The 25794-nt window shown below is 62.5% G+C and carries 27 protein-coding genes, 1 tRNA gene and 1 pseudogene; 10 read left to right on the top strand and 19 right to left on the bottom strand.

The annotated features are described in order from the left end of the window. Window positions 1-49 precede the first annotated feature (49 nt). The 6 genes and pseudogenes from CRO22_RS18580 to CRO22_RS16650 form a co-directional block, all read left to right on the top strand. Window positions 50-130, top strand: a pseudogene (locus CRO22_RS18580) (IS5/IS1182 family transposase); the annotation flags it as partial. Between the two features lie 435 nt (window positions 131-565). After that, window positions 566-1294, top strand: a complete 729-nt coding sequence (locus CRO22_RS16670; RefSeq protein ID WP_097071293.1) for a helix-turn-helix domain-containing protein — start codon at window positions 566-568, stop codon at window positions 1292-1294. A 113-nt stretch (window positions 1295-1407) separates the two neighbouring features. Next, window positions 1408-2736, top strand: a complete 1329-nt coding sequence (locus CRO22_RS16665) for a mobilization relaxase (protein WP_141399466.1) — start codon at window positions 1408-1410, stop codon at window positions 2734-2736. Window positions 2737-2915: 179 nt separating this feature from the next. Further along, window positions 2916-4115, top strand: a complete 1200-nt coding sequence (locus CRO22_RS16660; RefSeq protein WP_097071291.1) for a Fic family protein — start codon at window positions 2916-2918, stop codon at window positions 4113-4115. A gap of 289 nt (window positions 4116-4404) precedes the next feature. After that, window positions 4405-6633, top strand: a complete 2229-nt coding sequence (locus tag CRO22_RS16655) for an AAA family ATPase (RefSeq protein ID WP_097071290.1) — start codon at window positions 4405-4407, stop codon at window positions 6631-6633. Continuing rightward, window positions 6630-7547 carry an HNH endonuclease family protein gene (locus CRO22_RS16650; RefSeq protein ID WP_097071289.1) on the top strand — a complete coding sequence of 306 codons (918 nt, stop codon included), beginning with the start codon at window positions 6630-6632 and terminating at the stop codon, window positions 7545-7547. Before CRO22_RS16655 ends, CRO22_RS16650 begins: the two co-directional genes overlap by 4 nt. A 656-nt stretch (window positions 7548-8203) precedes the next feature. On the opposite strand, the gene CRO22_RS16645 is transcribed toward CRO22_RS16650, so the two are convergent. Then, window positions 8204-8965 carry an NYN domain-containing protein gene (locus CRO22_RS16645; protein WP_245861012.1) on the bottom strand — a complete coding sequence of 254 codons (762 nt, stop codon included), beginning with the start codon at window positions 8963-8965 and terminating at the stop codon, window positions 8204-8206. A gap of 394 nt (window positions 8966-9359) precedes the next feature. On the opposite strand from CRO22_RS16645, the gene CRO22_RS18950 reads away from it, so the two are divergent. Together CRO22_RS18950 and CRO22_RS16635 are read left to right on the top strand one after the other, a co-directional pair. Then, window positions 9360-9602: a helix-turn-helix domain-containing protein gene (locus CRO22_RS18950; RefSeq protein WP_176518677.1), complete on the top strand. Its 243-nt coding sequence runs from the start codon at window positions 9360-9362 to the stop codon at window positions 9600-9602. A gap of 1 nt (window position 9603) precedes the next feature. Further along, complete coding sequence (locus CRO22_RS16635) at window positions 9604-10908, top strand: type II toxin-antitoxin system HipA family toxin (protein ID WP_097071286.1); 1305 nt, start codon at window positions 9604-9606, stop codon at window positions 10906-10908. A 61-nt stretch (window positions 10909-10969) separates the two neighbouring features. Here CRO22_RS16635 and CRO22_RS16630 read toward each other — a convergent pair whose 3' ends face one another. Next, the gene (locus tag CRO22_RS16630; RefSeq protein WP_097071285.1) at window positions 10970-12037 is read right to left on the bottom strand and encodes a type I restriction endonuclease; all 1068 of its coding nucleotides are present in this window, start codon (window positions 12035-12037) and stop codon (window positions 10970-10972) included. A gap of 247 nt (window positions 12038-12284) precedes the next feature. Here CRO22_RS16630 and CRO22_RS16625 point away from each other — a divergent pair, with 247 nt between their 5' ends. Together CRO22_RS16625 and CRO22_RS19350 are read left to right on the top strand one after the other, a co-directional pair. After that, window positions 12285-12740, top strand: coding sequence for a helix-turn-helix domain-containing protein (locus tag CRO22_RS16625; RefSeq protein ID WP_342745186.1), 456 nt, complete (start codon window positions 12285-12287; stop codon window positions 12738-12740). A 29-nt stretch (window positions 12741-12769) separates the two neighbouring features. Next, entirely contained in the window at window positions 12770-12904 is a 135-nt protein-coding gene (locus CRO22_RS19350; RefSeq protein ID WP_281254758.1) for a hypothetical protein, read from the top strand. Between the two features lie 67 nt (window positions 12905-12971). Here CRO22_RS19350 and CRO22_RS16620 read toward each other — a convergent pair whose 3' ends face one another. From CRO22_RS16620 to CRO22_RS16540, 17 genes are all read right to left on the bottom strand, one after another. Further along, complete coding sequence (locus CRO22_RS16620) at window positions 12972-13244, bottom strand: helix-turn-helix transcriptional regulator (protein WP_245861011.1); 273 nt, start codon at window positions 13242-13244, stop codon at window positions 12972-12974. A gap of 177 nt (window positions 13245-13421) precedes the next feature. Then, window positions 13422-13497, bottom strand: a tRNA-Phe gene (locus CRO22_RS16615). Between the two features lie 270 nt (window positions 13498-13767). Further along, complete coding sequence (locus tag CRO22_RS16610; protein ID WP_097071283.1) at window positions 13768-14328, bottom strand: CIA30 family protein; 561 nt, start codon at window positions 14326-14328, stop codon at window positions 13768-13770. A gap of 101 nt (window positions 14329-14429) precedes the next feature. Continuing rightward, window positions 14430-15404 (bottom strand): bile acid:sodium symporter family protein, encoded by a 975-nt coding sequence (locus CRO22_RS16605; RefSeq protein WP_097071282.1) that lies wholly within the window; start codon window positions 15402-15404, stop codon window positions 14430-14432. Between the two features lie 229 nt (window positions 15405-15633). Further along, on the bottom strand, window positions 15634-16209 hold the full coding sequence (locus CRO22_RS16600) for a biotin transporter BioY (protein WP_097071281.1): 576 nt from the start codon (window positions 16207-16209) through the stop codon (window positions 15634-15636). 14 nt (window positions 16210-16223) lie between these two features. After that, window positions 16224-16844 (bottom strand): energy-coupling factor transporter transmembrane component T family protein, encoded by a 621-nt coding sequence (locus tag CRO22_RS16595; RefSeq protein WP_097071280.1) that lies wholly within the window; start codon window positions 16842-16844, stop codon window positions 16224-16226. Further along, on the bottom strand, window positions 16841-17470 hold the full coding sequence (locus tag CRO22_RS16590) for an energy-coupling factor ABC transporter ATP-binding protein (RefSeq protein ID WP_245861010.1): 630 nt from the start codon (window positions 17468-17470) through the stop codon (window positions 16841-16843). The genes CRO22_RS16595 and CRO22_RS16590 overlap by 4 nt, the downstream gene beginning before the upstream one ends. A 219-nt stretch (window positions 17471-17689) precedes the next feature. Further along, the gene (gene madM / locus CRO22_RS16585; RefSeq protein ID WP_097071278.1) at window positions 17690-18451 is read right to left on the bottom strand and encodes a malonate transporter subunit MadM; all 762 of its coding nucleotides are present in this window, start codon (window positions 18449-18451) and stop codon (window positions 17690-17692) included. Window positions 18452-18456: 5 nt separating this feature from the next. Next, entirely contained in the window at window positions 18457-18843 is a 387-nt protein-coding gene (madL, locus tag CRO22_RS16580) for a malonate transporter subunit MadL (RefSeq protein ID WP_097071277.1), read from the bottom strand. A 57-nt stretch (window positions 18844-18900) separates the two neighbouring features. After that, window positions 18901-19110: a biotin/lipoyl-containing protein gene (locus tag CRO22_RS16575; protein ID WP_097071276.1), complete on the bottom strand. Its 210-nt coding sequence runs from the start codon at window positions 19108-19110 to the stop codon at window positions 18901-18903. Then, window positions 19101-19862 carry a malonate decarboxylase holo-[acyl-carrier-protein] synthase gene (gene mdcG / locus CRO22_RS16570; protein ID WP_097071275.1) on the bottom strand — a complete coding sequence of 254 codons (762 nt, stop codon included), beginning with the start codon at window positions 19860-19862 and terminating at the stop codon, window positions 19101-19103. The genes CRO22_RS16575 and mdcG overlap by 10 nt, the downstream gene beginning before the upstream one ends. Before the next feature lies 1 nt (window position 19863). Next, the gene (locus CRO22_RS16565) at window positions 19864-20964 is read right to left on the bottom strand and encodes an acyl carrier protein (RefSeq protein ID WP_097071274.1); all 1101 of its coding nucleotides are present in this window, start codon (window positions 20962-20964) and stop codon (window positions 19864-19866) included. Between the two features lie 29 nt (window positions 20965-20993). After that, window positions 20994-21887, bottom strand: coding sequence for a biotin-independent malonate decarboxylase subunit gamma (gene mdcE / locus CRO22_RS16560; RefSeq protein WP_097071273.1), 894 nt, complete (start codon window positions 21885-21887; stop codon window positions 20994-20996). 22 nt (window positions 21888-21909) lie between these two features. Further along, complete coding sequence (locus tag CRO22_RS16555) at window positions 21910-22866, bottom strand: biotin-independent malonate decarboxylase subunit beta (protein WP_097071272.1); 957 nt, start codon at window positions 22864-22866, stop codon at window positions 21910-21912. A 15-nt stretch (window positions 22867-22881) separates the two neighbouring features. After that, window positions 22882-23196 carry a malonate decarboxylase acyl carrier protein gene (mdcC, locus tag CRO22_RS16550; protein WP_097071271.1) on the bottom strand — a complete coding sequence of 105 codons (315 nt, stop codon included), beginning with the start codon at window positions 23194-23196 and terminating at the stop codon, window positions 22882-22884. 14 nt (window positions 23197-23210) lie between these two features. Beyond that, window positions 23211-24884 (bottom strand): malonate decarboxylase subunit alpha, encoded by a 1674-nt coding sequence (gene mdcA / locus CRO22_RS16545; RefSeq protein ID WP_097071270.1) that lies wholly within the window; start codon window positions 24882-24884, stop codon window positions 23211-23213. Further along, on the bottom strand, window positions 24881-25780 hold the full coding sequence (locus CRO22_RS16540) for a biotin--[acetyl-CoA-carboxylase] ligase (RefSeq protein WP_097071269.1): 900 nt from the start codon (window positions 25778-25780) through the stop codon (window positions 24881-24883). Before CRO22_RS16540 ends, mdcA begins: the two co-directional genes overlap by 4 nt. Between the last annotated feature and the right edge of the window lie 14 nt (window positions 25781-25794).

Here is a 25794-nt window from a genome sequence, read left to right as displayed (position 1 = left end):
AATCGTCGGGAAAACAGTCCCCCGGACTGTTTTCTGATCCTCCTCATACGTCGCAACCCGATACGACCGCTGTCCAGAGACCTTCTTCTCCGCCAGCCTGCTCGCCGCAATCGTCATCTTCCGGCTATGATCAGGAATGAGTCTGGAGCCCAAGGCTTGCGGAACTGGTATTTCCCGCCGCCGAGATTCTTGGCGTATTTCAGTTCCACTCAGACGCCCATGTTGTACCCGCCATGTACACCGACAGGCGATAAGAGCTTGCAATCGTTGATTGAACCGAACATTTCAAGAGGTAAATGGTGCCCAGAGCCGGAATCGAACCAGCGACACGCGGATTTTCAAGCCCGACACCTGTGAACGATTTCAATCGGTTGGGCGGCGGGTGGCCGTCACCCCCCCCCGGAAAATCAAGCGTTTGGCGGGCAATTGTCAAACCCGTTTTCTCTGAGGAAACCCCAAAGAAAAACCGCCGAAGGGGCGGCCACCCACCTCGACGGCGCATTCGAAGTCCTCGTTTCCGCAGAATACCAAAACGCCGCTTCCCGGGCAATGATCGGGGGCTGCGATGTCTGACATTCTGCCGTTCTGCCAGATCAAGCTGCAATATCTCCTCGATCTCGTGCTCGACACGTCGCTCGACGACAACGCCTTCCGGGTCGCGGCCTATCTTGCGCTTGCCCATGCCGACCATGAGACCGGCGAATGCCATCCCTCGTTCGAGACCATTGGCGCGGCGCTGGGGCGGCATGCGAAATCGGTCAAGCGGGCGCTGAACAAGCCCGAGATGGCGCGGCATCTGAACGTGGTGCGTGGCACCAACCGTGGCAATGCCTCGCGCTACCGCCCCTCGGAAGAGGCGCTGCGCCGGGCAACGCAGCGGCGGCGCGAGGGGGACAAGATTGTCCCCCTTTCCCGGGCGAAAGGGGGACAATCCTGTCTGCCGGGCGGGACAGAACTGTCCGCAAAAGGGGGACAGGAACGCCCCCCGAACAGAGAAAAAGAACAAAGATCAAGAACCGCAGCCCCCGCACCGGATTTGCCCGAGGAGGGGCAATCCGGCGCGAGGGCGGCAGCGCGTGCGCAGACCGGGGATCTCTGGTCTTTGTGTCACAAAGCATCTGCTTCGCCCGGGAATGGAACGTTCGGCTTGCCCGGGAGGGGTTGGCATCGCGGGACCGCAGTTTGCCTTTGGTGGCGCATGGCGGTCATCGAGGCTTCTGGTTGCCCGCCCGCTATCCGGCATCAACGGGCAGTTCGGCTTGGCAAGACCAGCTTCGGCAGTTGCGTGCGCTGATCTCTGAGACTGTTCAGAAGGACCACCGTCATGCGGGATGAGCTGGGAGCAAGGCGATCCGCGATGCCCAAGGAAGGCCCTGCCGTGTCACCCGCGAGCCGCTGCCCGAGGTGTTGCGCGGCGATCCGGCGCGCACCGAGGCGCTGATCGACACCAGCCGTCACGTCTGGACCTACCGCGCCGGCGTGATCAGCTTTGCCGCCGAGGACGCGCCGAGCGAGGCACAGCAGGCCGAGGTGATGGACCGTTTCGAGGCCCTCGTCTTCGCCGGGTTGGAAGCGGGGCAGAGCGACATTCTCTGGGTGCGCCACAGCCACGAGGGGCGTGTCGAGTTGCATTTCTGCACCCCGCGCTTCGAGCTGACCTCGGGCAACAGCCTGAACATTGCGCCGCCCGGCTATCAGACCGCCTTCGACTCCTTGCGCGATCTGATGAACAAGGCGCATGACTGGGCCGATCCGATGGACCCGGCGCGGGCGGCGCAGGTTCAGCCCGTGGTCGAAACCGAGTCGCGCGCCCGCAACCGAGACGACCTGCGGAAATGGCTTCTGGCCGAGATCGAGATCGGCCAGGTCACCGACCGGGAAAGCATGCTGGCGGCGCTGACCGGCACGGGGTTCGCCGTTCCGGGCGCGGGCAAGGACTATCTGACGGTTCTGGACCCCGAAAGCGGCGAGCGCTGGCGGTTGAAGGGCGATGTTTTCCGTAGCGACTGGGTGGCCGAGAAGGCAGCGCAGCAAAGCCGCGACGAGCCCACACCGCCGCGTCGTCTGGATGCGGTGCACCTCGACGCCTTGCGGGAGCGGTTCGACGCGCATTGCGCCAAGCGGGCGGGTTATAATCGCGAGCGTTATCCCAATTTCGCGGCCGATATGGATATCTCCATCGACACCGCCATTGCGCCGCGACCTGAAGCGATTTCAGACCGCGACCGCAACGCCTGGGCCGAGGAGCGCGATCGGGTCGAAGCGGGTGGCGCTGCCGAAGCGGTGACAAGTGTTCGGCATTCGGGGCTCAGCGATCAGGCTTCGGCGATGCGCGACCGGACACCAGCTTTGCGCGATCAGGGATCGGATTTCAGCGAGGTGATTTCAGAGAAAGGGGAAATGCATGCAGAGCCCGTTGAGCGCGCTGGAGCGCGAATTGCTTGGATACGTCGAGCGGTTGGTGAGGGCCTCCGAGGCTTCGGCGAAGACCTTGCGCGACTTGGAGGGGCGTTCGAGCAATCGGATCGGACTGAGGCTGGATGGCTTGGCCGACTGCGTGGCGCTGCTGATCGACTCGCAGCGCGCGTCCATGACGGCGTTGCACAGCTTGCTGCACGAGGCCGGGCGCTCCGACAGGCTGGAGATGGCCTTGAGCGAAAGCTTGGCGAAAGCGAAAGCCGCCGAAGAACGGCTGAAGCGGCGTTGAGGGGAAGGGATTGGGGGCGGGAGTTTTAGCGGGGCAGAAGACGGAACTTGAAACGGAACTTTCTGCGGAACATAACGGGCTTTACCCGAGATCGTGGAGCAACGTTTTGCTCTATTTTATTGACGTTAAGTGCGCTAATCTCTTCACCGAACCCGGAACACAAACCGGAACTCGAAGAGGGCCAGAAAGCCTTGCGTCAAGGGGCGCCATGTCGACCGATACGATAGCAGACGAGGGCGAAGCGATCAGCATCGTCGAACCGCTGATCCCTGAGGAGGCCTCAAAATACCGGGCTCCGCTGAACGACCTGGCCGTCGAATTGGCGAGCCAGTCGGCCGGGCTGCGGTCGTCCTTGCCGGAAGGCATCCGCGCGCCGCTCGCCGAGCTCGTCCGATCGATGAACTGCTACTATTCGAACCTGATCGAGGGCCACAACACCCACCCGATCGACATCGAGCGCGCCCTGAACAAGGATTTCAGCGCCGACGTCGAGAAACGAAACCTGCAACTCGAGGCCGTCGCTCATATCGAGGTGCAACGCTGGATCGACACGGGCGGGTTGACCGACCACCCGCTTGCCCCGGACAGCTTGCGCGAAATCCACCGCCGCTTCTGCCAGAACCTGCCCCCGGAGTTGCTTGTCCTGCGCGGGTCGGACGGCGCAGAGCTTCCGATCATCCCCGGCGAATTCCGAACGGACTTTGTCCAGGTCGGCAAGCATGTCGCCCCCAGCCCCGGCGCCGTGCCGCGCCTTCTGGCGCACATGCGCAAGATGTACGGGCTGCAGGGTCGCAGCGGTGTGATCATCGCCACCGCCTGCGCCCACCATCGCCTTGTCTGGGTCCACCCGTTCGTCGACCTGAACGGCCGCGTCTCACGCATGGTGGCCCACGCCATGCTGCGCGACACCGTCGGATCTGAGGGCCTCTGGTCCGCGGCGCGGGGCCTTGCCCGGCGTGACGCCGAATACAAGCAACGCCTCATGGCCGCCGACGAACCTCGCCACTGCGGCGCCGATGGCCGAGGCAACCTCTCCGAACAGCGCCTCGCCGAATTCGTGACCTTCTTTCTTGAAGCCTGCATCGACCAGGTCCGCTTCATGGAAACCCTGATGCAACCGCAACGCCTGCGCGAGCGGATCGTGACTTGGTGCAAAGGCGAGATCGCCAAAGGCACGCTGGCCAAGGGCGCGGATATCGTCATGCGCGAGGCGCTGATGTCGGGCGAGGTCGAACGAGGTGCGCTGCCCGGCCTTCTCGGCGTCAGCGACCGTCAGGCGCGAAAGGTCACGGCGGAATTGTTGGCGGTGGGGGCGCTGAAATCAGACACCCAACGCGCGCCCTTGCGGCTGAGTTTCCCGGCGAGGTTGGCGAGCGACTGGATGCCGGGGCTGTTCCCAGGGCAGTAGATTTGAACAGTCAGCGGCACGAGTGGCCCAAAGCAGCCCTTCGCGTCAGGTGTAGCGGATGACCGGAGGCAGTCCATTGATGCCGTCGTTTCCGTTTGGGCACCGCCGAGCGACTTCTGCAAAGCTGACCTTGATGCGAAGCGCAGTATCCCTCTATCACTTGAATTAATAGAGGCTTCCGCAGGTCTTCAGAAAATGAAATGCTAAGAACCGTTAGGAGCTTGGAGTGGTTACTGCCAATTCAAGCTGCAATCTAGCCCATATTTTGGACGCGCGAGGCTATTCCTGAATGATCCGGCTCGGCCCCTTTCCCACTCCCGAGATAGCGGATGACCCCTATGTGGGCGCGTCCCTGCGTCAGCTTCGGGAGTATCTCCGCCGCCCGAAGCAAGAACGAGCGCAGCGCCGTGCCCAGATAGATGAGGACTTCTATTTCTGGGGGCCTGTCCAATCAGCGGTTCGGGAGAGGTGCTTCGACAAATGCGTCTTCTGCGAACGCTCGTCACAGGACATCGAGACAGTAATAGAAACCTTCAGGCCGCTGCGTGATGCAGGGAACGGAATCGGTGGCTCAGAGCAGGACCACTATGTTTGGCTTGCCTACGAACTCGAAAATCTTGTTCTGGTCTGCATCGAGTGCTCGAGCCGTAAGCGCACTGAGTTCCCCGTCATCGGGGAGCGTGCGCCTTACCTAACGCCGATGTCCGAGATCGATGGTCGCGAAAAGCCCCTCATCGTAAACCCTTATCGCGGCAATACCGAACGACATTTGCTCTTTCTCGCCGACGGGCGATGTCAAGGTGTTACCAAGGAGGGGCGGTTTACGTCCTGGCTTCTCGGCCTTAACGAAAGCAGGCTCCTCGGAGCCCGGGCGGATGAGATGTACACTCTGCTGGGGCACCTTCGTGCGAGCATTGAAAACGATGGAAGAGGTGTAGCAGCAAATCTCGACCTACGAGCGCGCTTCGCTGGTGCTCGGATTGGAGTGGCGCGAAGGCTGTTCGATAGTGTTGAAATTGGTGGCACGCGCATTCAAGGCCGCTCGTCGAGCTTCGTTCAGCAGCTTGTTTCAGCTCTTGCTGACGCCGACTCAACTGATCGGACCAGGCTCCTACGTCGCATGGACACGCTGGTCGAAGAGGATCAGGCAAGGCGTTCGGATCAATCGGACGCCTCAGGGGAGGACATGCCGTTCGATTTGGTGTCCCAAACCTTGCGCGAATATCGCCCCGAACCCCGCCGCACTGGAGGTGTGGAGCAAATTCGTATCAGTAACTTCAAGGGTATCCACCGGCTGAATATCGGCCTGAGCCGCTTGAGAAAGCGATCGAAGAGCACGCCGTGTCTTATGTTGCTCGGTGAGAACGCCGTAGGCAAGACAAGTGTCTTGCAGGCAATCGCGTTGGCTTTGATCGGCGCGCGACATGCCAAGAAGTTCGTGCGTGATCAGTCGGATTTTCTCCGGGCTGAAGTCGGGGGGCGCTGGGACCAATTAAGTCCCACCGAAGCGATAGTAGAGGCGGACCTCCGCTTTGGCGGAGAGGCTCAGTTTCACCTCGATGCGAACGCACAACGGATCGACGGACCGCCGGACTCCGCCTGCGTGGTCCTAGGATATGGTCCGCGTCGATATTTCGATCCACGCCGGACCGCCCGCCCAAGCTCCGACCATGTCAGGGTGCGCACGCTTTTTGATCCCACTGCAGCCCTCCCGTATGCGGGAGCGTGGCTGGACCAACTCGACGATCGACAGTTCAACGAGGTTGCAAAGATGATGCGGATAGTCCTGTCGCTAGACGACGAGGACGAGGTGGTCCGGGACCTGGACGATCGCATCTGCGTTTCGTTGGGCGGTGAAACGATCCCGATCGAACGGCTCAGCGAAGGTTATCGCTCGGTTTTCGCGCTCGTTGCCGACGTGGCCCGCGAATTGCTCCGCGACTTCCGGTCGCTCGAAGACGCAGAGGCCGTAGTCCTCATCGACGAGATCGATACTCACCTGCATCCGAGATGGAAGATGCGAGTTATGTCTTCACTTCGACTGGCACTGCCAGGTGTTCAGTTCATTGTCACGACCCATGATCCTCTCTGCCTCCGAGGAATGGACGATGGCGAGGTAGTAGTACTGCAACGGGGCGAAGAGGGGCGAATTGTCCAGCTCGATGATCTTCCAAGCATTAAGGGGATGCGTGCGGACCAGCTCCTTACTTCAGATTATTTCGGGCTATCGAGCACGGTTGATCCGGAGACCGAGCTTGGTGTGGCACGCTACGTGCATCGGATAGGGGATCTTCCTTCAGACAGGGTAGAGGAGGCAGACAGGCTCGTCCGGCAACTTGCTTTGGGTGATGGCGCCCTTGAGCAGGTCGTCCAGACCGCGCTATTGCGGTTCCTTCGCGAGCGAGAGAGGCCAAAGGGCGCATTGCGTTCAAACGTAAGGTTAGAAGCCGTCCAAGCTGTTATCGACGCGCTGGAAAGCGACAGACCCGTTTCCGGCGGAAAGGCTGGGGGATCATGATTTTCGTGGAGCGAAGCGCCGAGGAGCCGGCTTCTCTATCTGCCGCAGCGACAGTCCAGCAGCAGCAGGATGCGGCGGACTATTATGAGACTTGGTCACCAGGCGATGCCGGCTTCGGAGGCTTTGACCGCTACAAGCAAAACGACATCAAGGTCGAACTCAAGCGAATCTTCCACCAAAAGTGTGCTTATTGCGAGAAGAAGCTGGAGAAGGGCTTCTTCGAAGTCGAGCACTATCGGCCGAAGTCGGCGGCGCTCGGCAATCCGCATCCCGGATATTGGTGGCTAGCTCTCAAATGGAACAACCTGCTTCCGACCTGCCCAGGCTGCAACAAAGGCCTCAGGCAGCACATCGTAACCGCTGAGATGACCGTCACTGAAGTGGAGGCGCTACAGGCGGCAGCACCGACAACAGTTCATGGAAAGGCCGTGCAGTTTCCAGTGGGTGGCCCTCGGCTCTTGGCGAATGAAGACAATCACGACGCCGAAGAGCCCTTCATAATTGATCCGACGCGGATAGACCCATGCCCGGAATTGCATTGGAGAAATGATGCCACATACAGCGTGCTGGAACCTGCGGTAGGAAATAGCGGTCCTAGCATACGTGGTTCAGAAACGATCCGCTGCCTTGCTCTCAACCGTATCGAACTCGTCCAAGCTCGAACTGCTAAATTATCGTTTCTCAAGGCTACTCGCGAGCGCATCATGCACGACCTCGAAACCGGATTAGCAACAAGCAGCGACCCCGCGATGCTGGCCCTCCACCTTCAATACGCGATGAGGGGCGTAGATAGCTTGAAGCTTCTTGCTGAGCCCGACCAGCCATTCTCGGCTATGGCCCAGGCCTTTGTCGATGACTTCGCCGACGAATTGCGCGAATACATTGCAACGAGAACGGCGGTCGTGGAGGCCTGACCATCAATGCATGATGGTCCGAACTGGGAGCTGTTCATGAGCGGCTGCGTGAGCGAATGCCTCCTAATGCCCAATCTCGTTCTACTTACATGCTTGGTCGCTCTGAATTTGCGAAGGGCGCTCCTTGCGCTTTGCCCAAGGTGGAGCGTCTGCCGCCAACTTCCGCTTCTGGGCTGTCGGCCACCCGGTGGGCTGCAGTTTGCAAAGGCTGCTTCCTGCGCTCCGCAGCCATTCAACCAAGATGCAGCGCTCGGCCCTTTGCGGACGGTGGGTCCCAGCCGATGGCGCATGGCCGCATGCCCGGAATCTGCCCCTCGTCTTGCGCCGCGGCAAAGACCCGGCCAAGATGGTAGCGATGCGGGGCATTGCTGCCGTTCTGGGGCAGCGCACCTCCGGCTTGCTCCAGTTATTCAGCGAGCCCTCAGGGGTCAGTTCTGCGCGGACATCAACTGTGCCTAACTGTGCAAGCTCAGGATCGCCTCCGCGACGCGTCTGGCACCTACGATGGGGTTGTTCAAGCTGATCGTCGCGGGGAGTTCCACGCGGAAGGTATGATGTGATCGGTCAGGAGAGGTGAATGATTTCAGCCACTGATCCGCGCGACACCGATTGTCTCAGCCTCTGACGGGACACGCTTTGAGCACATCAAACCTCTTTCACTTCTGGCGCGTGTCCGACAAAAGCCGGACGTGAACGATCGTGGTGTTGTCGCCGATGCGTTCTACTGTCGCTATCCCAGAAGCCTCCACGAGATTAGTCAAACGCGGAAAGCCGTAGTTCCGAGAATCGAAATCTGGAGCCTGCTTGGCAAGATAACTTCCGACCTTCGCAAGATTGGCGCGCCCATCGTCTTCCGCGGTAGCGCGGATCGCGGCAATGAGCATACTGATCGCGTCAGCATCAAGCGGCGATCGCGCGTCGGATTTAGAAGCATGTGCATCGGTGCCAGCTAGCCCGCCTTCTGCCCCGGCATCCTGTTTGTCGACTGGATTGAGGACATCGAAATAGACGAACTTGTCGCAGGCGGTGATGAATGGGCGCGGTGTCTTACGTTCCCCGAACCCATAGACAGTGATGCCCTGCTCTCGAATCCGCGCCGCGAGGCGTGCAAAGTCACTGTCGCTCGATACGATGCAGAAACCCGAAAACCTCCCAGTATAAAGCAGGTCCATCGCGTCGATTATCATTGCTCCATCGGTCGCGTTCTTGCCGGTGGTGTAGGCAAACTGCTGAATCGGTTGGATCGAATGTTCCAGCAAACAGTCTTTCCAGCCGTTGAGGTTGGGTTTCGTCCAGTCACCGTAGATCCGCTTCACGCTTGCGGTGCCGTAATTCGCTATCTCTGCCAACAGCCCGACGACGACTTTCGGTGAGGCATTGTCCCCGTCTATCAATAATGCCAACGTCTCGTTTGCCAATCGCATATCTCCTGAATCCTGACGCGCAGTCTGGCACGGAGCTAGCGAATTGTCGAACTAGGGTGGTGACGAGATACACTGATGAGGATCGTCGCGGCTCAAGCAGATTCGTGATGGATGGAGAAGCGACGCTTGCCGAGATCTGATCTCGAGCATCGCCAGAGCCCCTGAGCGAGTCACTGGCACGCCTCATATGCGTTTTGCACCCGCCCTAGCTGACACCCCCACAGGTGCCATCAGTGACTCTCTGCGTGAGTCTGAGAGCCTGTCGCGCAACGCCTCGCGCTCGATTTCAACGATCGTGGATACGAGGATCAGAAATCACCCATACAAGTGGACATTTCAACGATCGTTGACGCGAAGTCGGAGCCCGTGCATCTTGTGGGCGACTTCAATGATCGTTGACACCAACATGACCGCCTCCTCCATCACCTCCGTCTCCACTGCCGAAGAGCTGGGAAGAGCGATCCGCGCTCGCAGGCTGGCGCTTGGGCTGCACCAGGCCGATGTCGCGATGCAAAGCGGTGTATCCGCTCCCACGGTCAGCGCGATCGAGAATGGCAAGGAGACCGCACGCATCGGTCTGGTGTTACAGATCTGCCGCGATCTGGGCTTGCAGATCACGCTGAGCACCTGAGATGCCCCGGCTCGACCTCGACGTCTTCCTCGAAGCCATCCCCACCCCTATCGGGCGCCTGACTCGCCTCGACGACGGAAGCGTGCGGTTTGCCTACCTCACTGACGCATTGCCACATCCTCTGTCGCTCTCGCTGCCGCTGCGGGAGGAACCCTACAGCGATGCGGTGACGCGCGCCTTTTTCTCCAACCTGCTTTTCGAGAATGCCCAGCGTGACCAGATCCTACAGCGTTACGGGCTCGATTTCTCCGACATCGTCGGTCAGCTCGAACATCTCGGCATGGACTGCCCCGGCGCAATCTCCTGCGTCCCAATGGGCGCGGGACCGGCGAAGACACCCGGCGATCTGACGCGCGATTACGATCCGATCGACGCGGAGGATTTTACGCGGATCATCGTGTCTTTGCGCGACCGTCGCCGCCTGCCTGATGACACGCGCGATCCCTCGCCGCTCGCCGGTGTGCAGGGAAAGGTCGCACTGACCCGACTCCCCGATGGGCGCTTTGCCCTGCCCAAGCGCGGTTTGAACGTGCCGACGACGCATATCCTGAAGGTGCCACGCCCTTCAGAGATGGCACTGGTGCGCCAGGAGCACCTGCTGATGCAGATCATGCACAGGGTGCAGCACCATCCCGTCGCGGAAACCGAGATCCTCGGCGCAGACGATCTGCAAGCCCTGCTCGTCACCCGTTTCGACCGGATGGTCGAAGGCACGTGTCTGCGTCGCTTGCATCAGGAGGATTTCGCCCAGGCGCTCGGTCTTGGTCCGCATCTGAAATACCAGCGCAACGGCACCTCCGAGCGCAGCTTCAATGCGAAAGCGGTGGGACGGCTGCTCGTGCAGACGGAAAACCCCGGTCGGGCGCGTCAAGCGTTCCTCGAGGTGACGCTCGCGAACCTCCTTCTCGGCAACACGGACAATCACGCGAAGAACCACGCGCTCCTCTATGCCGGCGCGCGCCCGAGCTTCGCGCCGGTCTATGACGTGGCGCCGATCCTGATCGACCGCACGGTGACGCATCAGCTCGCCTTCGATGTCGGCGGTGCGCAGATGACCGACGAGATCACAGCGGTCGATCTCGAGACCTTCATCCGTGCTCTTGGCTTTCCGCGCGTCACTCCGGCGCTGCGCAAACGCCTGGGCGAGATCACCCGTGCGATCGTCGCGGAAATCGAGCCGTTGAGCGGTCCGGGGCTGAAGCTTCTCGGCGATGCGCTCGCGGAACAGGCGGGCTGGCTCGCTCAGGCACTTGAGATTGAGATCGACATCCCCGAGCGCGACGGGTTGATCATCAATCGACCCTGAGTGGCAGGAATGGATCCTTTCGACAGTGTGATCGATGCACCTTTGCCAGATGAACGTCGAGTCAGAGGTAGCTCCGCACTGTCGCCTCGATTTGATCCGCGAACTTGTAGATGTCGGACAGGTCTTCGATCTGGATCTTCGTCTCGGTTTTCTCGGGCTGCGGTGCGAAGATGCCGACGGACCTGCTGTGCTTGGCGTTGAAGTAGAGCCGGCAGACCGGCTTTCGGTTGTTGTCGTCCATGAAGATCGAGCAATAGGAGAGGGCATCGCGCATCGTGATACGGTTCACGCCGGCGACCCTCGATCCGATCGCGCGAACGATCATGAAAGCCTGCATCTCGTCATCGGTGGTGATCACTTCGGCCCCTGACGGCGCCTCGGGAGATTTCTTCTCCGCGCCATCGATCTGTGGCGCATCCTTGCCGAAGGTCACGTTCAACCGCTCCTGGATGCGATTGCGAACGATGTCGTCGAGTGCCGCCTGAATGGCAGGGCGCAGCATCTCGATTGCACCTTTTGTCAGGCTGCCATCGTAGATGTGCTTACCAAAGAAGCGCACGAAATCGTCGTCGGGACTGGCGAGTTGACGCGAGAGTTCCATCGCTGCAGCCTTCACGTATTTCAGGTTCGACGCAGCTTCGAGGATCGCTTCGATGTCGAACCCCTCCTTCTGGAACCGCTCGAGTTCGGCAACCTGGCGCTCGTCATAGTTCTGCAGGTCGAAGACGAAGAAGGGTTTCTTGTCCATCCGGTTCTTCTCGTCGATATCCGAGAAGAACCATACCTCGCGCCCGTTCGTCAGGATCGCGAGGCGCGCCTCGACCGTGGAGAAGTAACGGAACAACTGACTATACTGCGCCGAACCCAACGCCATCGAGATCGGCTTTGCTTCCACCAAAATCGCGGGCTTGCCGCCGATCTTGAGCGCGAAGTCGATCTTTTCGCCCTTCTTGATGCCCACATCGGCGACGAATTCAGGCACCACCTCCTCAAGATTGAACGGGTCAAAACCGAGAGCCTTGATCAAAGGCAGGACCACGGATGTTTTGGTCGCCTCCTCGGTCAGCGCGTGTTGGCTCGCGTGTTTTGACCGCGCCGCGAGATCATCCACGCGCTGCTTGAACTCCATGACAATGCTCCTCCCTTAATCCAATGCGGATACGGTGCGGCAAGTCCGCGCGATTTTCAAGGATTTGAACACAAAGGCGTGAGGCGAGTCATCCGGCAAAATGATTGCGCCGAGGATAGGGAGTGGAGGGTTTGCGCGCCCCGAAGTGGCTGGCACCGGATGCATCCCCATCGCACCGCGCCCCCTTTTCTAGGACTTCGGTTACGATGCGCAGCTCCCGTCTTCGCGCGCGCAAGTCCCACCCGACGTGATCAGCGTGCTTGGTTACGCTCGTCTCATCAGCAACAACAGCGAGACGAACAACATGACTAACCCTTTCAAAAGCACAGAAGTCGCGCGCTTCATCGCCGACCGCGTCGAGGCATTAGCGCATCGCAAAACCCAAAACGAGATCGCCGCCGAGGCGGGCTTCCCCAACGCGAACTTCATCTCGATCCTGAAGTCGGGCAAGAGCAAGTTACCACTCGACCGGGTGCCCTCGCTGGCAAAAGCGCTCGAGGTCGATCCGGCGTATCTGATGCGGATCTCGCTTGAGCAGTCGGTGGGTGTGACGGCGGCAAAGGCGATTACCGAGATTTTCGGTTCTCCTGTCACCGCGAACGAGCGCGCCTGGCTCGATGAATTGCGCGACGCGTCGGGGAACAGCGATCCGCGGATCACGGCACGGGGACGGACGACATTGCGCGGGATCTTTGGCAAATGAGCGGTCTCTTCATCACGCCACAGGGACCAATGGGACCATGGGACCAGCTCAGCGAAAACGAGAAGGCATGGATCGAGTTCATCCGGGTGATCAGTGCGGGACGTGACCCGGAAATCACTCCGGCGCGGGTGCGTGCGCTGCGTGAGCTGCTCGACGCGGGATGACGCGTCGGAACGGGAAAGCTCAGCCATTCCCCGGGGGAGGGGCGCAAGCCCCTCACTCACAGAGTGATCATTCGCTACGAGGGATGTTCAGGTGCGTCGCGAAGCACGCTTGCATATTCGCTTCATGTTCGATCAGATCAGACAGTCGCCAGCGCGTAACGCCGGGACCGACTTTCCGTGCTTTCGGAAAGTCGCCGTTTCTTTTCCACCGATAAATCGTGTCAATGGAGACGCCGTAGCGCGCGGCAACTTCCTCGACCTTCAGATAGACTTCGTTTGCTAGCGACTGTGAGCTCAATGATCTTCTCCGGTGCTGCATTCGGTCGCTGGCGGGCTTCATCTCAGATTCCAGAGAACGGTTACGGCCTTCACCCGCCAACCGCATGCACAGAATCCCCGCCTTGAAACTTCACACCAAGCGTGCGCGAAATGTAGCCCAGATGTAGCCCAGAACGAGGGCGACGCAATAGCGCGATGAGGCACTTATAGAAAACTTGCTTTATTTCAGGTATTTAAATGGTGCCCAGAGCCGGAATCGAACCAGCGACACGCGGATTTTCAATCCGCTGCTCTACCAACTGAGCTATCTGGGCACTGTGCTTCCCGGCTATCTGCCGATCCGCGTTTGGTGGGGGGTTACTAGACGAGGGCGCGAAGGCTGTCCAGAGGCTTTTACCGGTTTTCCGAAGAATTCCTCTGATACGGCGTCGAGGAGACAACGGCTTCCCACGGCGCCCTGATCGCCCGCGTTCGGCCGCGATCGTCACCCCGGCTCCCACCAAACGACCCCGACCCTGCGACGTTGAGGGATCCCGTTGCGCTGCGGAGAAACATGGTCTTTTCAGGCTGCTCTACAGGCTACCTCAATAGAAGCCGATCGCGCGCACTTCCATCTCGGCTGTGTGATCACGACCATAGGCCACCAGCGCCACCGAAAGCAGATCCTGCGGGCGCGGCACGGCACGCAGCATCCGCCCGGAAGGATGAAAGGCGGAAAACGGCAGCGCGATCCGGCGCCAGTCGCGATGGCTCTCGAACGGCGCCTGATAATACTGCCAGGGAAACAGCATCTGGCGCGTGTGCAGATGCACGAAATAGCGCTCTCCATTGCCTCGAACCTCGATCCAGACGCCCACGGTCCCCGCAGGCGGCGCCGGGTCCAGATCGCGCCGCATCTGCAGAAATCCTCCCTGATGCGCAGTGCTGACCACCCCCGTCATCCGCGCCCGGCGCCCCCCGGCGCCGCGCAGCATCACGAGCGCCCCGGTCGACACCCCGCCCATCACCGCATCCGTATAAAAACGCCAGCGCGTTTCCGGATGACCGGAGAAATCGTCGATCACGCGCTCCCCTGCCCCCCCGGCCATCGCCGGCCCCGCGCCCAGAGCCGCGGCCAGTGCCGTGAGAAACATCCGCCTGCGCATCGCCTCTCCTTTGCGACCGATCCCTGCCCCGATGGGAGCACGAATCGCACCGGCTTGCCAATCACGGCTGCGGGGGCAGCACCGCGGGATCGCTGGGCGGCTCAGGCGTCTTCGGGCAATCGCCGCGCCGCGCGTTGCGAGACGAAGGCGCAGATCAGCAGCTGCGTGATGTGATAGATCATCGCTGGCAGCACGATCGCCCCCACATCGACCACCGGGAACAAGGCGGAGGCAATCGGCAAGCCGGTGGCGATGCTCTTTGTCGAGCCGCAAAAGAACAACGCCGCGCGATCCGCGCGGTCGGGCAGCAGGAAGCGCCCGGCGGCAACCATCAGCCCCATGGTGATCGCCAGGAACACCAGAAGCACGGCGTAAAGCAGCACCAGCACCTTCGGCGGCACCGCCAGCCAAAGCCCCGAGACGGTGCCCGCGCTGAAGGCCGAATAGACGATGAGCAGGATAGAGCCGCGATCGACCAGCATCGTCACGAAGCGGTAGCGCGCCACGAGAAAGCCGATCCAGGGGCGCAGCCCCTGCCCGATCACGAAGGGCAGAAGGATCTGCACGCCGATCTTGATCACGGAATCGAGGCTGATCTCGCCGCCACCGGTATGCAGCATCAGCGCGACAAGCGCAGGGGTGAGCGCCACGCCGACGAGGTTGGAAAGCGAGGCCGCGCAGATCGCCCCCGGCACATTGCCCCCCGCAATGCCGGTGAAGGCGATCGAGGATTGAACGGTCGAGGGCAACACCGCGAGAAACAGGATCCCGAGTGTCACCTTGTCGCCCAGCAGCGGCGCAATCACAGGGGCAAGCGCCAGCCCGAGAAGCGGGAACATGACATAGGTCGCGACGAAGGTCAGCCCCTGCAACTTCCAGTTCAGAAGCCCCGCGCGTACCGATTGCGGATCGAGCTTGAGGCCATAGAGAAAGAAGAGCAGCGACACGGCCCAGTAGGTCAGGCTTTTCAGCCCCGCAGCCGCAAGCCCCTGCGCAGGCAGAATGACGCCCAGAATGACGGTGCCGATCAGGAGCAGCATATAGGTGTCGATGCCAAAGCGTTTGAGCGGATTCATGTCATCTCCATCTGTCTCTCAGGCGTCATCCCGCCGGGGTGGGGCGAGGTCAAGGGCCCTTGGGCCAGAAATCGCGAAACGGGCCCCCCGTTCAGGGGGCCCGCGCAGGGCATGAGGCCGAAGTTCCTGCGCCGGACGGGGGATCGGGCGTCGCGCCCTGCCCCGTCAGCGTCACGTCCCGGCCTTTGTCACCACCGCGACCCGGGGCGGACGCGGGGTGCGGCGGGCCTCATGCCGAAGGCTCGGCTGCAGGGCGGATGATCGGCCAGGCGCGTTTGACCGAAACGGCGATCATCGCGGTCAGCGCCGCCTTGATCAGATCGCCCGGGATGAAGGTCATCGAGCCCACCGCCGCCGCCTTCAGCGTCAGCCCCGCCTGGAAGGCCAGCACCGGAATGCCGATCGCATAGAGCACAACGATGCCGCCCACCGCGGCATGGGTGAAGGAGCTGATCGAGGTGAGCTGGCGCCAGCCGAGCTCGTGCAGAAGCCCGGTGACCCAGGCGGCCGGCACCCAGCCCAGAAGGAAGCCCACGGTCGGCCCGGCAAAGACGCCGAGCCCGCCGCGCCCGCCCGAGAGGATCGGCAGGCCGATGGCGACAAGCGCAATCACCAGCACCATGGCAAGCGCGCCGCGCCGTGCGCCGAGGATCGCGCCGGCAAGCATCGGCCCCATCGATTGCGCCGTGATCGGCACGCCGATCACCGGCAGCGTGAGCGGCGGAAAGAGCGCAAGCGCCGCGGTAAGCGCCGCGAAGAGCGCGATATAGACGATGTCGAGAGTTGGGTTGGGTTTCGCGGCCATGGGGTCGGTCCTTATTACCATACAGATCTGGAAGGGGCGGCGCGGCCGGGGTCGTCATGCCCCGAACGCGCCTCGATCGCCGCGGCAACATCCTCGGCGGATTTGAGCACCCGCACGATCAGCGGCAGGATCAGCGCCAGCGGGTGATGGCCGAGCCCACGCGCGGCCTGCGCCTCGCGCACCCGCTCGGCCTCTTCGCCGATCACCGGGATGAAGCGCAGCGCGAGCGAGAAGGCGAGGCCCACCCGCCCCGGGTCGACCCCGAAGCGGACGAAAGGGGCAAGCAGCCGCTCGATGGTGGCAATCATCGCCTCGGCGGGGGTGGTGAGAGTGACCAGCGCGGCAAGCAGCACGAGGGTGACGATCCGCGCCACGACAAGCGCGGCCGTCGCCCAGTCCACCAGCCAGCCCTGCACGAGAAAGAGCGCCGCGAGCATCCAGAGCATCGGCCGGAGCTGCCGCCCGAGCGCATCGGTGCCGCAGCCGGCGAGCCGGAAGGCAAGCGCCGCGAGCAAGGCCAGATCGACCATCACGCGCCAGTCGGCGATCGCCATCACGCCGGTGCCCGCAATTGCCAATGCGGCGAGCTTCGCGCCAGCGGGCGCGCGACGCAGAAGGGCGGCGAGCGCGCTCATTGCATCCGCCGCAGATATTCGGCGATCGCGCGCGCGGGGGTATCGTCGGCCACGATCCGGCCCGCGTCGAACACGAGCACGCGGTCGAAGCCGGAAATCAGGTCGAGGTCATGGGTGACGACGATCGCGGTTTCGGAGAGCGCGGCAATCACCCCGGCAATGTGGCGGGTGTTGCGCAGATCGAGCGCGGTGGTGGGCTCATCAAAGACCACGCAGGCGGGTTTTGTGATCAGCACGCCGGCAATGGCGAGGAGTTGTTTCTGTCCGCCCGAAAGCTTGTGAGCGGATTGATCGGCCAGCGCTTCGAGCCCGAAGCGGGCGAGCATCTGGGTGACCATCTCGGCGCGTTCGGCGCGGCCAAGCCCCAGCCCCTTCAGGCCGAAGGCGAGATCTTCCGCAACGGTGGGGAAAACGATCTGATTGTCGGGGTTCTGGAACACGAAGCCGACCTTGCGGCGCACGGCCTTGATATCGCGCGCAGTATCGAGCCCGTCGACCACCACCCGGCCCCGGTCAGGAACGAGGAGGCCATTGAGCAATCGCGCAAACGTGCTCTTGCCAGAGCCATTCGCCCCGATGATGCCGATGCGGCGCTCGGTCAGGGTCACGGTGATGTCGCGCAACACCGGAGTATCCGTAAAGCGGTGCGAGACCGCGGAAATCTCGATCCGCCCCGCCCCGGAAGCTTGGGGAGAGGGAGCCGCAGGCAACGGGACGCTGGTGCTGCCTGCGGCGCTTTGCAACCCCGGGCGCGGGAGCTGGAGACTTGAATGGATCATGGCGCCGGCCTATCTCACCTGAGGTTGCAGAGTTTCATTTTCTGTTTGATTAGCTCTTGGCGGAGATCAACCGAACAGGGCGACGAGAGTCATGTAGCCAATCGACGGGACGACCAGACAGCCGAAGCCGGTGTAGAAGGTCGCCGTCAGGGCACCATAAGGGACCAGTTTCGGATCGGTTGCGGCCAGTCCGGCGCTGACGCCGCTTGTGGTGCCCATCAGTCCGCCGTAAACCGCGGCCGCGGCCGGGTTGTCGAGCCCCGCGATTTTCGCGAGGAAGGGCGTCAGGATCATCACGGCGATGGATTTCACCACACCGGCGGCGACCGAGAGCGCGATCACTTCCGACGAGGCACCGAGCGCCGCACCCGTGACCGGGCCAACGATGAAGGTGGTGGCGCCGCCGCCGATCGTCGCCATGTCAACCGGGCTCGTGTAGCCGAAGGCATAGGCCGTGGCCGCACCGATCACCGTGGCGATGATAACCGAGATGATCAGCGCCAGAACGCCCGGCAGGCCCGCTTTTTTCAGCTCTTCGAGTTTCACGCCAAACGCGGTCGAAACGATCGCGAAGTCGCGCAGCATGCTGCCGCCCATGAGCGCAAAGCCCGAGAACAGCGCGACGTCGGAGATCCCTTTCTTGCCGCCGGTGATTTCGCCGCCGACATAGGCGAGGATCAGGCCGACGAGGATCGCAATGGCCGAACCGTGAACCCGGTTGTTGGTCAGCTTGCCGATCGCATAGGAGACCCACATGATCACGCCGACGGTCAGGAAAGCCGTGATCAGCGGCACTTTTTCCATGGTGCTGTAAAGAATGTCAAACATCGGTCTTACTCCGCGGCAGAGGTTTCAGCCGAGCCCGATTTCGGGCTGAGCGCAGCAAGCGGGCGGATCAGCAGGAAGCCCGCGGCGACCGAGCCGAGCCCGGCGATGAACGCCAGCGCACCGGCGTTGAAGGCGGCAACCACGTTCTGGCTCGCGGCCATCGCCACGACGATCGGGATATACATTGCCGACCAGAACTTGATCCCTTCCTGCGCCAGTTTCGAGAACTTGTCGCGGTCCATCAGATAGCGGGTCACGAGCACGAGCAGAAGCATCGCGATACCCACACCGCCGACATCCGAGTTGATGCCGACAAGATGACCGACGAGACGCCCGAGGAACGTCCCGACGATCATGCAGCCGCTCATCAGAGCGACACCGTAAATAAGCATGTCCAGTCCTCCTTGATATGGCCGGCAGGGGACGGCTGGGCCGCCCCCGCCGATCCCTTATTCGATCGTCATGATGATCGCACCGGGTTTCACCCGGTCACCGGCTTTCACGGCGATCGATTTCACGACACCGTCGCAGGGCGCGGGCGTGTTGTTCTTCATTTTCATCGCCTCGATCACGGCGACGTTCTGGCCCTTGGTGACGGTAGCACCTTCCGCCACCTCCACCGACACGATGACCGAGGGCATCTTCACTTTCACATCCATAGCCTTCTCCTTTCGGCTTGCTTCTTCGGGTGTTGCGGGTCGCTCACCGGCACGCCTTGCAGCGCGCCCGGGGCGAGAATGGCGTTGATGCGGGCGCGGGGAATAAGCTCCACGCCAGCGATGGTCTTGCCCAGAACCGCATCCGAGCCAGACAGAAGTTCGTTCAGCTTGGCGCCGATGCCGCCCGCGAGCGCGACTTCGATGTCGAGGGCGGTGCCGGTGCAAAGCGTCAAATCATGTACCGCGGCGGCGAGCGCATGCAGGTGTTCAAGGCAGGTGGCGCGCACCACGAGGTCAATATCCGAATCGGGGCGGGTGTAGCCAAGCCCGGTCACCGCCTGCAGCGCGACCGAGCCGATCAGCCCGATCTCGACCCCGGTGGCGACCGAGATCCGGCGCAGCTCCTCGATCGCAGGGTGCAGCGTGTCGCCAAGCGTTTCGGCAAGCACCATCACTTCCCAGGGGGTGAGCGTCGCGGTGATCTGGGCGGGGCTCACGCCCACCGCCGAACGCACCCGTGCCGCGCCGACCCGGAACGGGAACGAGAACCCGATCTGGCCGCCACCCTGCGGGCAGGGCCCGGTCGGACGGCAGGCGATGCCGGGAATGCGCTCGCCAAGCAGCGTATCGGTTACCTGCCCCTCGATCCGCGCATTGCGCATCGGTTCGGGCAGGCCCGCAATCACCGCGGGCAACAGAGCGGCGCGGGCGGCATCGCCCAGATAGATCAGCGTATGGCGGTTGCAGAGCATCTCAGCGCCTCTTTACCCAGGCCGGATCGGTCTTTGCGTGCAGGCTCAGATCGCGTTGCGCGCTCACCATCGCTTCGAAAAGCCGGGTCTGCGCGGGCCCTTCGATCAGGATCGGTTCGACAGGCGCGGCCGAGGCATCGACAAGGCCCGGCACCAGTTCGAGCCGCGTCACCTCGGCGCCCAGCACCACATCGTGGGGCACCTTCACCACCCGGCTCTTGATCCGAAGCACGGTACGGGCGGTCTTTTCGATCACCTCAGTCGTCGTGGCCGGGGTCGCGCGCACGATCACCTCGTATTCGGGATAGGTGCGCTCGCGCCGGTAGGTGATGATCTGCCCCTCGCGGTCGCAGACATGCCCCGCGGTAGAGACAAGGAAGCTGTCGCCCATCGGCAGACCACCGACGACCAGTTCACGCCAGGCGGGGCCGCGCGGCGAGGGCACGAGCGAGATATCGTCGCGCAGCGGCACGCCATCGAGCACCAGCCAGCCAAATTCCTGACAGCCGTAAAGGTCATGCACCTCGTAGCCGAACCGCGCCGCGACCGGGATCAGTTCCTGATCAAGCGGCGTGCCGGCGCAAAGGAGCACACAGTTTTTCGGCATCTCATCCTTCAGATCGAGCGCCTCGGCCTGTTCAAGGCCCGCGCGCAGGAAGGAGGATTCGCCCAAAATCACCTGCGGCGCCTGACAGCAAGCGGCAAGCAGGAGCGCATCCCGGCTCGAGCGGCTCAGGTGGCTCCAGGTCACCGCGCAGTCATCGAGCGCGGCTTTCGAGAAGACGTTGACGAGGGGGGGGTAGGTGACAAGCATCCTTGCCCCCCCCTCCAGGTTCAGCCTTCCAAAGATCTCGCGGGCAACGGCGCTGCGGTCGGGGAGTTCCGCATATGTTACACCCACGATAGTCTGGAAGGCTGACGAGCCCGTGGTGAAGGTCAGGTAAGCCAGGTTGAACGGGCTGTGCACCTCCTCGATGAGATGGGCTGCCGTCGGTCCCGCAATGCCCTTGTCGCCAAGGGTGCGGCGCGGCATCTCCTCAAGGGTCGGCACCGATCCGAAGACCGCAAGGGCCTCTTCGATCGCCGTGAGTTTGTCCGACATGGCTTGTTCCTTCAGGCTCGTTTGGGGGCTCAGCGGGCGGGGGCGTATTGCTCCGCCACGGCTGCAAATTCCCGGTCCATCAGCGCGAGGATCTTCGGCCGTTCGACCCGGCCCCCGCGCTCGGCACCCAGCGCACCGCGGCCCCAGGGGCCGAGCGTGTCCTGTTTGCCCTCGGCTTTCGCCGTCTGCACTTCCTGGATCCGCGCGATGATTGCCGGGCGCATGCCGTCGACGTTGTCAACGAGCGCGCCGACGCCACCGAGCGAGTAGAAGAAGCGCGGGCCGGCCGCGAAGACGGCGCTGTGCTTGGAGATTTCTTCAAGCTTTTCCAGCGGCTTCTTGATGATGCGCGACACCGAGGTGAGCGGCATCACGTGGATCATCGTGCCGTAGTTGGCATCGAGCGAGAGGATGCTGTCGGCTTGCAGACCGTGGCACAGGAAGGCGCCCGAGATCGCGCGGCCAATCACCATGGCGATGATCGCGTGGCCTTTGAGGCGGGCTTCGGCGAGCGCGAGCTGGTAGGCCGCGGTCGACTTGTTCATGCCGAAGATCTCTTCGACCTTGCCCGGACCGTTGCCGGGGGTGTCGACGACCAGCACCAGCGGACGTTTTTCCGCCAGCGGTTTTTCGGCATCGGCTTCGATCGAGGCATAGACGGCCTGCGCCATCTTGTAGCCCTCTTCCATGCCGATGATCCCGGCATAGACGACAGGGAACTTCTCGTTGAAGGCATCCGCATCCGACACGATCATCGTGCAGGTCATGCCATCGAGCGTTGCGGTGCCGACCACGGCGCCGGGGCCGAAGTCCGGGTCGTCGAAGCTCTGCGCCCCGACAGTGTTCTCCTGGAACGAGCCGGCATCGACGATCATGTCGATCGCCTCACGCCCCCGGCCCATCATGCTTTCTTGCATTTCCATGATTTTCTCCTGTGTTTCGGGGTCAGACCGAGAGCCGCTTGACGCTGCCCACGAACTCCGCGAAGGGCACATCCAGAAGCCCGGGGGCGTTCTCGTTGCCCGCCTTCGCCCAGACATCGACGGCGTCTTTCGGCTGCATCTCGGCGGCAAGCGCGACGAGCTTCAGCTGATGCTCGACCTTCTCGGGCGAGCCGATACGGCGCATCGCTTCGAAATCAGCCACCGGCAGCGGCGCCAGATCCACGAGCTTGGCGCGGAAGCCTTCGATCGTGTCTTCCACGAGGAAGTTCGCGTCGCCCATGATGTATTTGTGGCGCCCGCCGGTGGTGCGATAGACAAGAGCGCGGTCCGATGCGTCGAACTCTTCCTTGCCCATCTCCTGCTCGATCACTTCCGGGCCGGTCAGGCCAAGGCGGCCAAACTCGCTCATGATGATCGCATCGGTGGCCGCAGCCACGAAGCCCATGCCGCCGAAGGCGCCCACTTTGGAGCCGATCACGGCAATCACCGGAACCTTGCCGCGGGCCTTTTGCAGCTGATCCATGACTTCGGCATGGGCCAGCAGGCCAGCGTTGGCTTCGTGCAGACGCACGCCACCGGTCTCGAACGAAATCACCACCACGGGTTTTTCCGCATCCGAGAGGTCCGGGTATTTCGCGACCAGATCATCGTGGAAGTCGATCGCGAGCTTGATGGTGTTGACCATCTTCGCCCCGCCGATCTCGCCCACGGACCCGCCGATAAACTTGCCTTCTTGCGAGATCACGAAGACCGGGGTCTTGCCGATCCGACCGACGCCCGTAACGATCCCGTCATCGAAGGCTACAGCATCACCCAGAAGAGCCAGGTGCGGGCTCGTGACGCGGTCGAACGGACCGGCAAGCTCGGTGAAGGTGCCCTCATCGACCAGGCCAAGCGCCCGGTCGCGTGCACTCGATTCAAGAAAGCTGCGGCTTTGCAGATTTTTCCAGTTGCTCATTTCTCAATCTCCGCCTCAGGCCGCGGTGGCCTGCGTGAGCGCCTGTTTGAGGCGCAGCAGGACCACGGCGGGCGTTGCATTGTTGTCGTTGATCTCGATCCGGGCCCCGGCGAGCGCGGTCTCGTCGGTGAATTTTTTCACCACGCGCTTCCAGAGTTCGTCAAAGCCCGTGACGGGGGTGACGATACGCACCGCCACCTTGCCCGCCGGAGCCGGTTCCAGGATCACTTCGAGATCGCTCGAGCCGGTCACGCCCACATGGGTCGGCGCGGGGATCGAGGCGGTGCCCGAGGTCGTTTCGAGTTCGAATTCGAGAGTATGCAGAGCCATCGCTCCAGCCTCCATTACCAGTTGCGGAAACGCGCGGGCGGGTTGTAGAGACCGCCGGACCAGGTCACGAGATCGCGCATGTTCTTCGCGGCGAGCAGGTCGCGGGTCGCACGGGCGGGGTCGATGCCGAGGTCGGACGGGGTCTTGACGATGCCGGCCTCGCGCAGGGCTTTCGTCTCTTCAGGTTTGGCGGACAGGCCGATCTCGGTGAAACCGGCCACCGCACGGATCGCGGCCATCCGGGTTTCCATATCCTTGCAGCGGGTGAGATAGGCGATGCCTTCTTCCGTCACGATATGGGTGAGATCGTCGCCGTAGATCATCACCGGCGGGATGTCGAGGTTCGCGTTCTTCGCCAGTTTCCAGGCGTCGAGCTCATCGACAAAGACCGGCTTGCGGCCTTCGCCGAAGGTTTCGACCCCTTGCACCACAAGGCGCTTGCCGCGCGGCACCGAGCCGGTGAGCGTATCGAGCGAGGGCAGTTCCGCACCGCATTTGAGCCAGGCGCCCGAGGGGTGACGGCGGCCTTTCGGGTCGCAGCCCATGTTCGGCGCACCGCCGAAACCGGCCACACGGCCCGCGGTCGCGGTCGAGGAGTTGCCGTATTTGTCGATCTGCAGCGTGCCGCCGATGAACATGTCGGCCGCATAGTGACCGGCGGTTTGCGCGAAGGCGCGGTTCGAGCGCAGCGTGCCATCGGGCCCGATGAAGAAGACGTCGGGGCGCGAGGCCACATAATCTTCCATGCCGAGCTCACCGCCGAAGCAGTGGATCGCCTCGACCCAGCCCTCTTCGATCGCGGGGATCATCGTCGGGTGGGGGTTGATGATCATATGGGTGCAGACCTTGCCCTTGAGGCCAAGTTCCGCGCCATAGGTCGGCAGGATGAGCTCGATCGCCGAGGTCAGGAAGCCGATCCCGTGGTTCATCGAGGTGACACCGTATTCGCCGTAGATCCCCTTGAGGCACATCATCGCCAGAAGGATCTGGTTGTCGGTGATGTTGGCCGGGTCACGGGTGAAGAGCGGCTCGATGAAGAAGGGGCGCGGCGATTCGATCACCGCATCGACCCAGTCGCCCGGAATATCGACGCGCGGCAGCTCGTCGACGATCTCGTTGACCTGCGCGATCACGATCCCGTCCTTGAACTTCGTCGCTTCGACGATCACCGGCGTGTCTTCGGTGTTGAAGCCGGTATAAAGGTTGCCCTTGCGGTCCGCCTTGTAGGCGCAAACGAGCGAGACGCGCGGCGTCAGATCGAGGAAGTAGCGACCGAAAAGTTCGAGATAGGTGTGGATCGCGCCGAGCTGGATCTTGCCGTTCTCGATGAATTCGGCCACGCGGGCAGCTTGCGGGCCACCGAAGGCGAAGTCGAGTTTCTTCGCGATGCCGTTTTCGAACAGGTCGAGGTGCGATTTCAACGGCACCGCCGATTGCACCATGTGCAGGTCGTGGATCTTGGATTTGTCGACCTGATTGAGGCAATCCGCGAGGAAGTCGGCCTGTTTCTGGTTGTTGCCCTCGATGTTGATGACGTCACCGGCGCGGATCACCGCTTCCAGAAGCGCAACCGTATCCTTGGCGAGAACTTCTTTTCCCTTGGCGAAGAGCGGCGCTGCCGCCTCTTTCCGCGCCGCGGTATCCGCGGCTCGCGTGCGCCAGTTCTTGCGCGTGTCGTGATGGGTCATTTGCTTTCGTTTTCCTCCTTTGCAGGTGCAGTCCTCGGAAGGGCGCCGTGAGTGGGGCTGTCCGGGGGGGAACTGATTTCGCCGCAGACGATGCTGTGAAGGCGGCCCGAAGCCTCGCGCAGGGTAAGATTGCCATTGGCTTCGAGGGTGATGGCGGTGCCGCACAGGCGATCGCCGCCGGGCTGGGTGATGACTATTTCGCGGCCGAGCGTGCAGGACCGCGCGCTCCAGGCTTTGCGGATCGGCTCGAAGCCGGATGCTTCCCAGTCGGAAAGCCGCTCCTCGAGCCGTTCGAGAATTTCGGTGAGCAGATCGAAACGATCCACCTTGCGCCCGGTCTCGAGCGCGATCGAGGTGGCCAGCCCCTGCAGCGCAGGCGGAAAGTCACCCTGCGCATGGTTCAGGTTGAGGCCAACCCCGGCAATGATATGGGCAGGCTCGCCCTCATCGGTCAGGACCAGCTCGCACAGGATGCCGCACAGCTTGCGGCCACGCACCATCAGGTCATTGGGCCATTTGATCTCGACCTCAAGCCCGGCCGAGGCGGCAACCGCCTCAGCCACGGCCACGGCCATGACGAGCGTGGTCTGGGCCAGATCTTCGACAGGACGCGCGGGACGCAGCAAAACCGAGAACGTCAGGCTGCTTTCGGGGAGGGAAGCCCAGACACGGTCATACTTGCCGCGCCCCGCGGTCTGCGTGTCGGCGAGAACCACCGTGCCGGTGCGCGTTTGCGCGGGGGAAGAACCGGCTGCGAGATCGGCGAGATACCGATTGGTGGAGTCGACGACGGGAAGGCGATGGAGGGCGCACCCGACCCCGGCTTGCGGCCGTTCCAGCTGCGCGGGATGCGGGAAGCGGGGGGCTTGGGCGGAAAGGGTCGGATACGCGTTCATTTGCTTGCTCCGGG

Source organism: Rhodobacter maris (genome assembly GCF_900217815.1).
In the GTDB taxonomy this organism is placed as follows: Bacteria; Pseudomonadota; Alphaproteobacteria; order Rhodobacterales; family Rhodobacteraceae; genus Rhodobacter; species Rhodobacter maris.
Note: the sequence above shows the minus strand (reverse complement) of the source record. Positions and strands in the feature narration are given on the sequence as shown.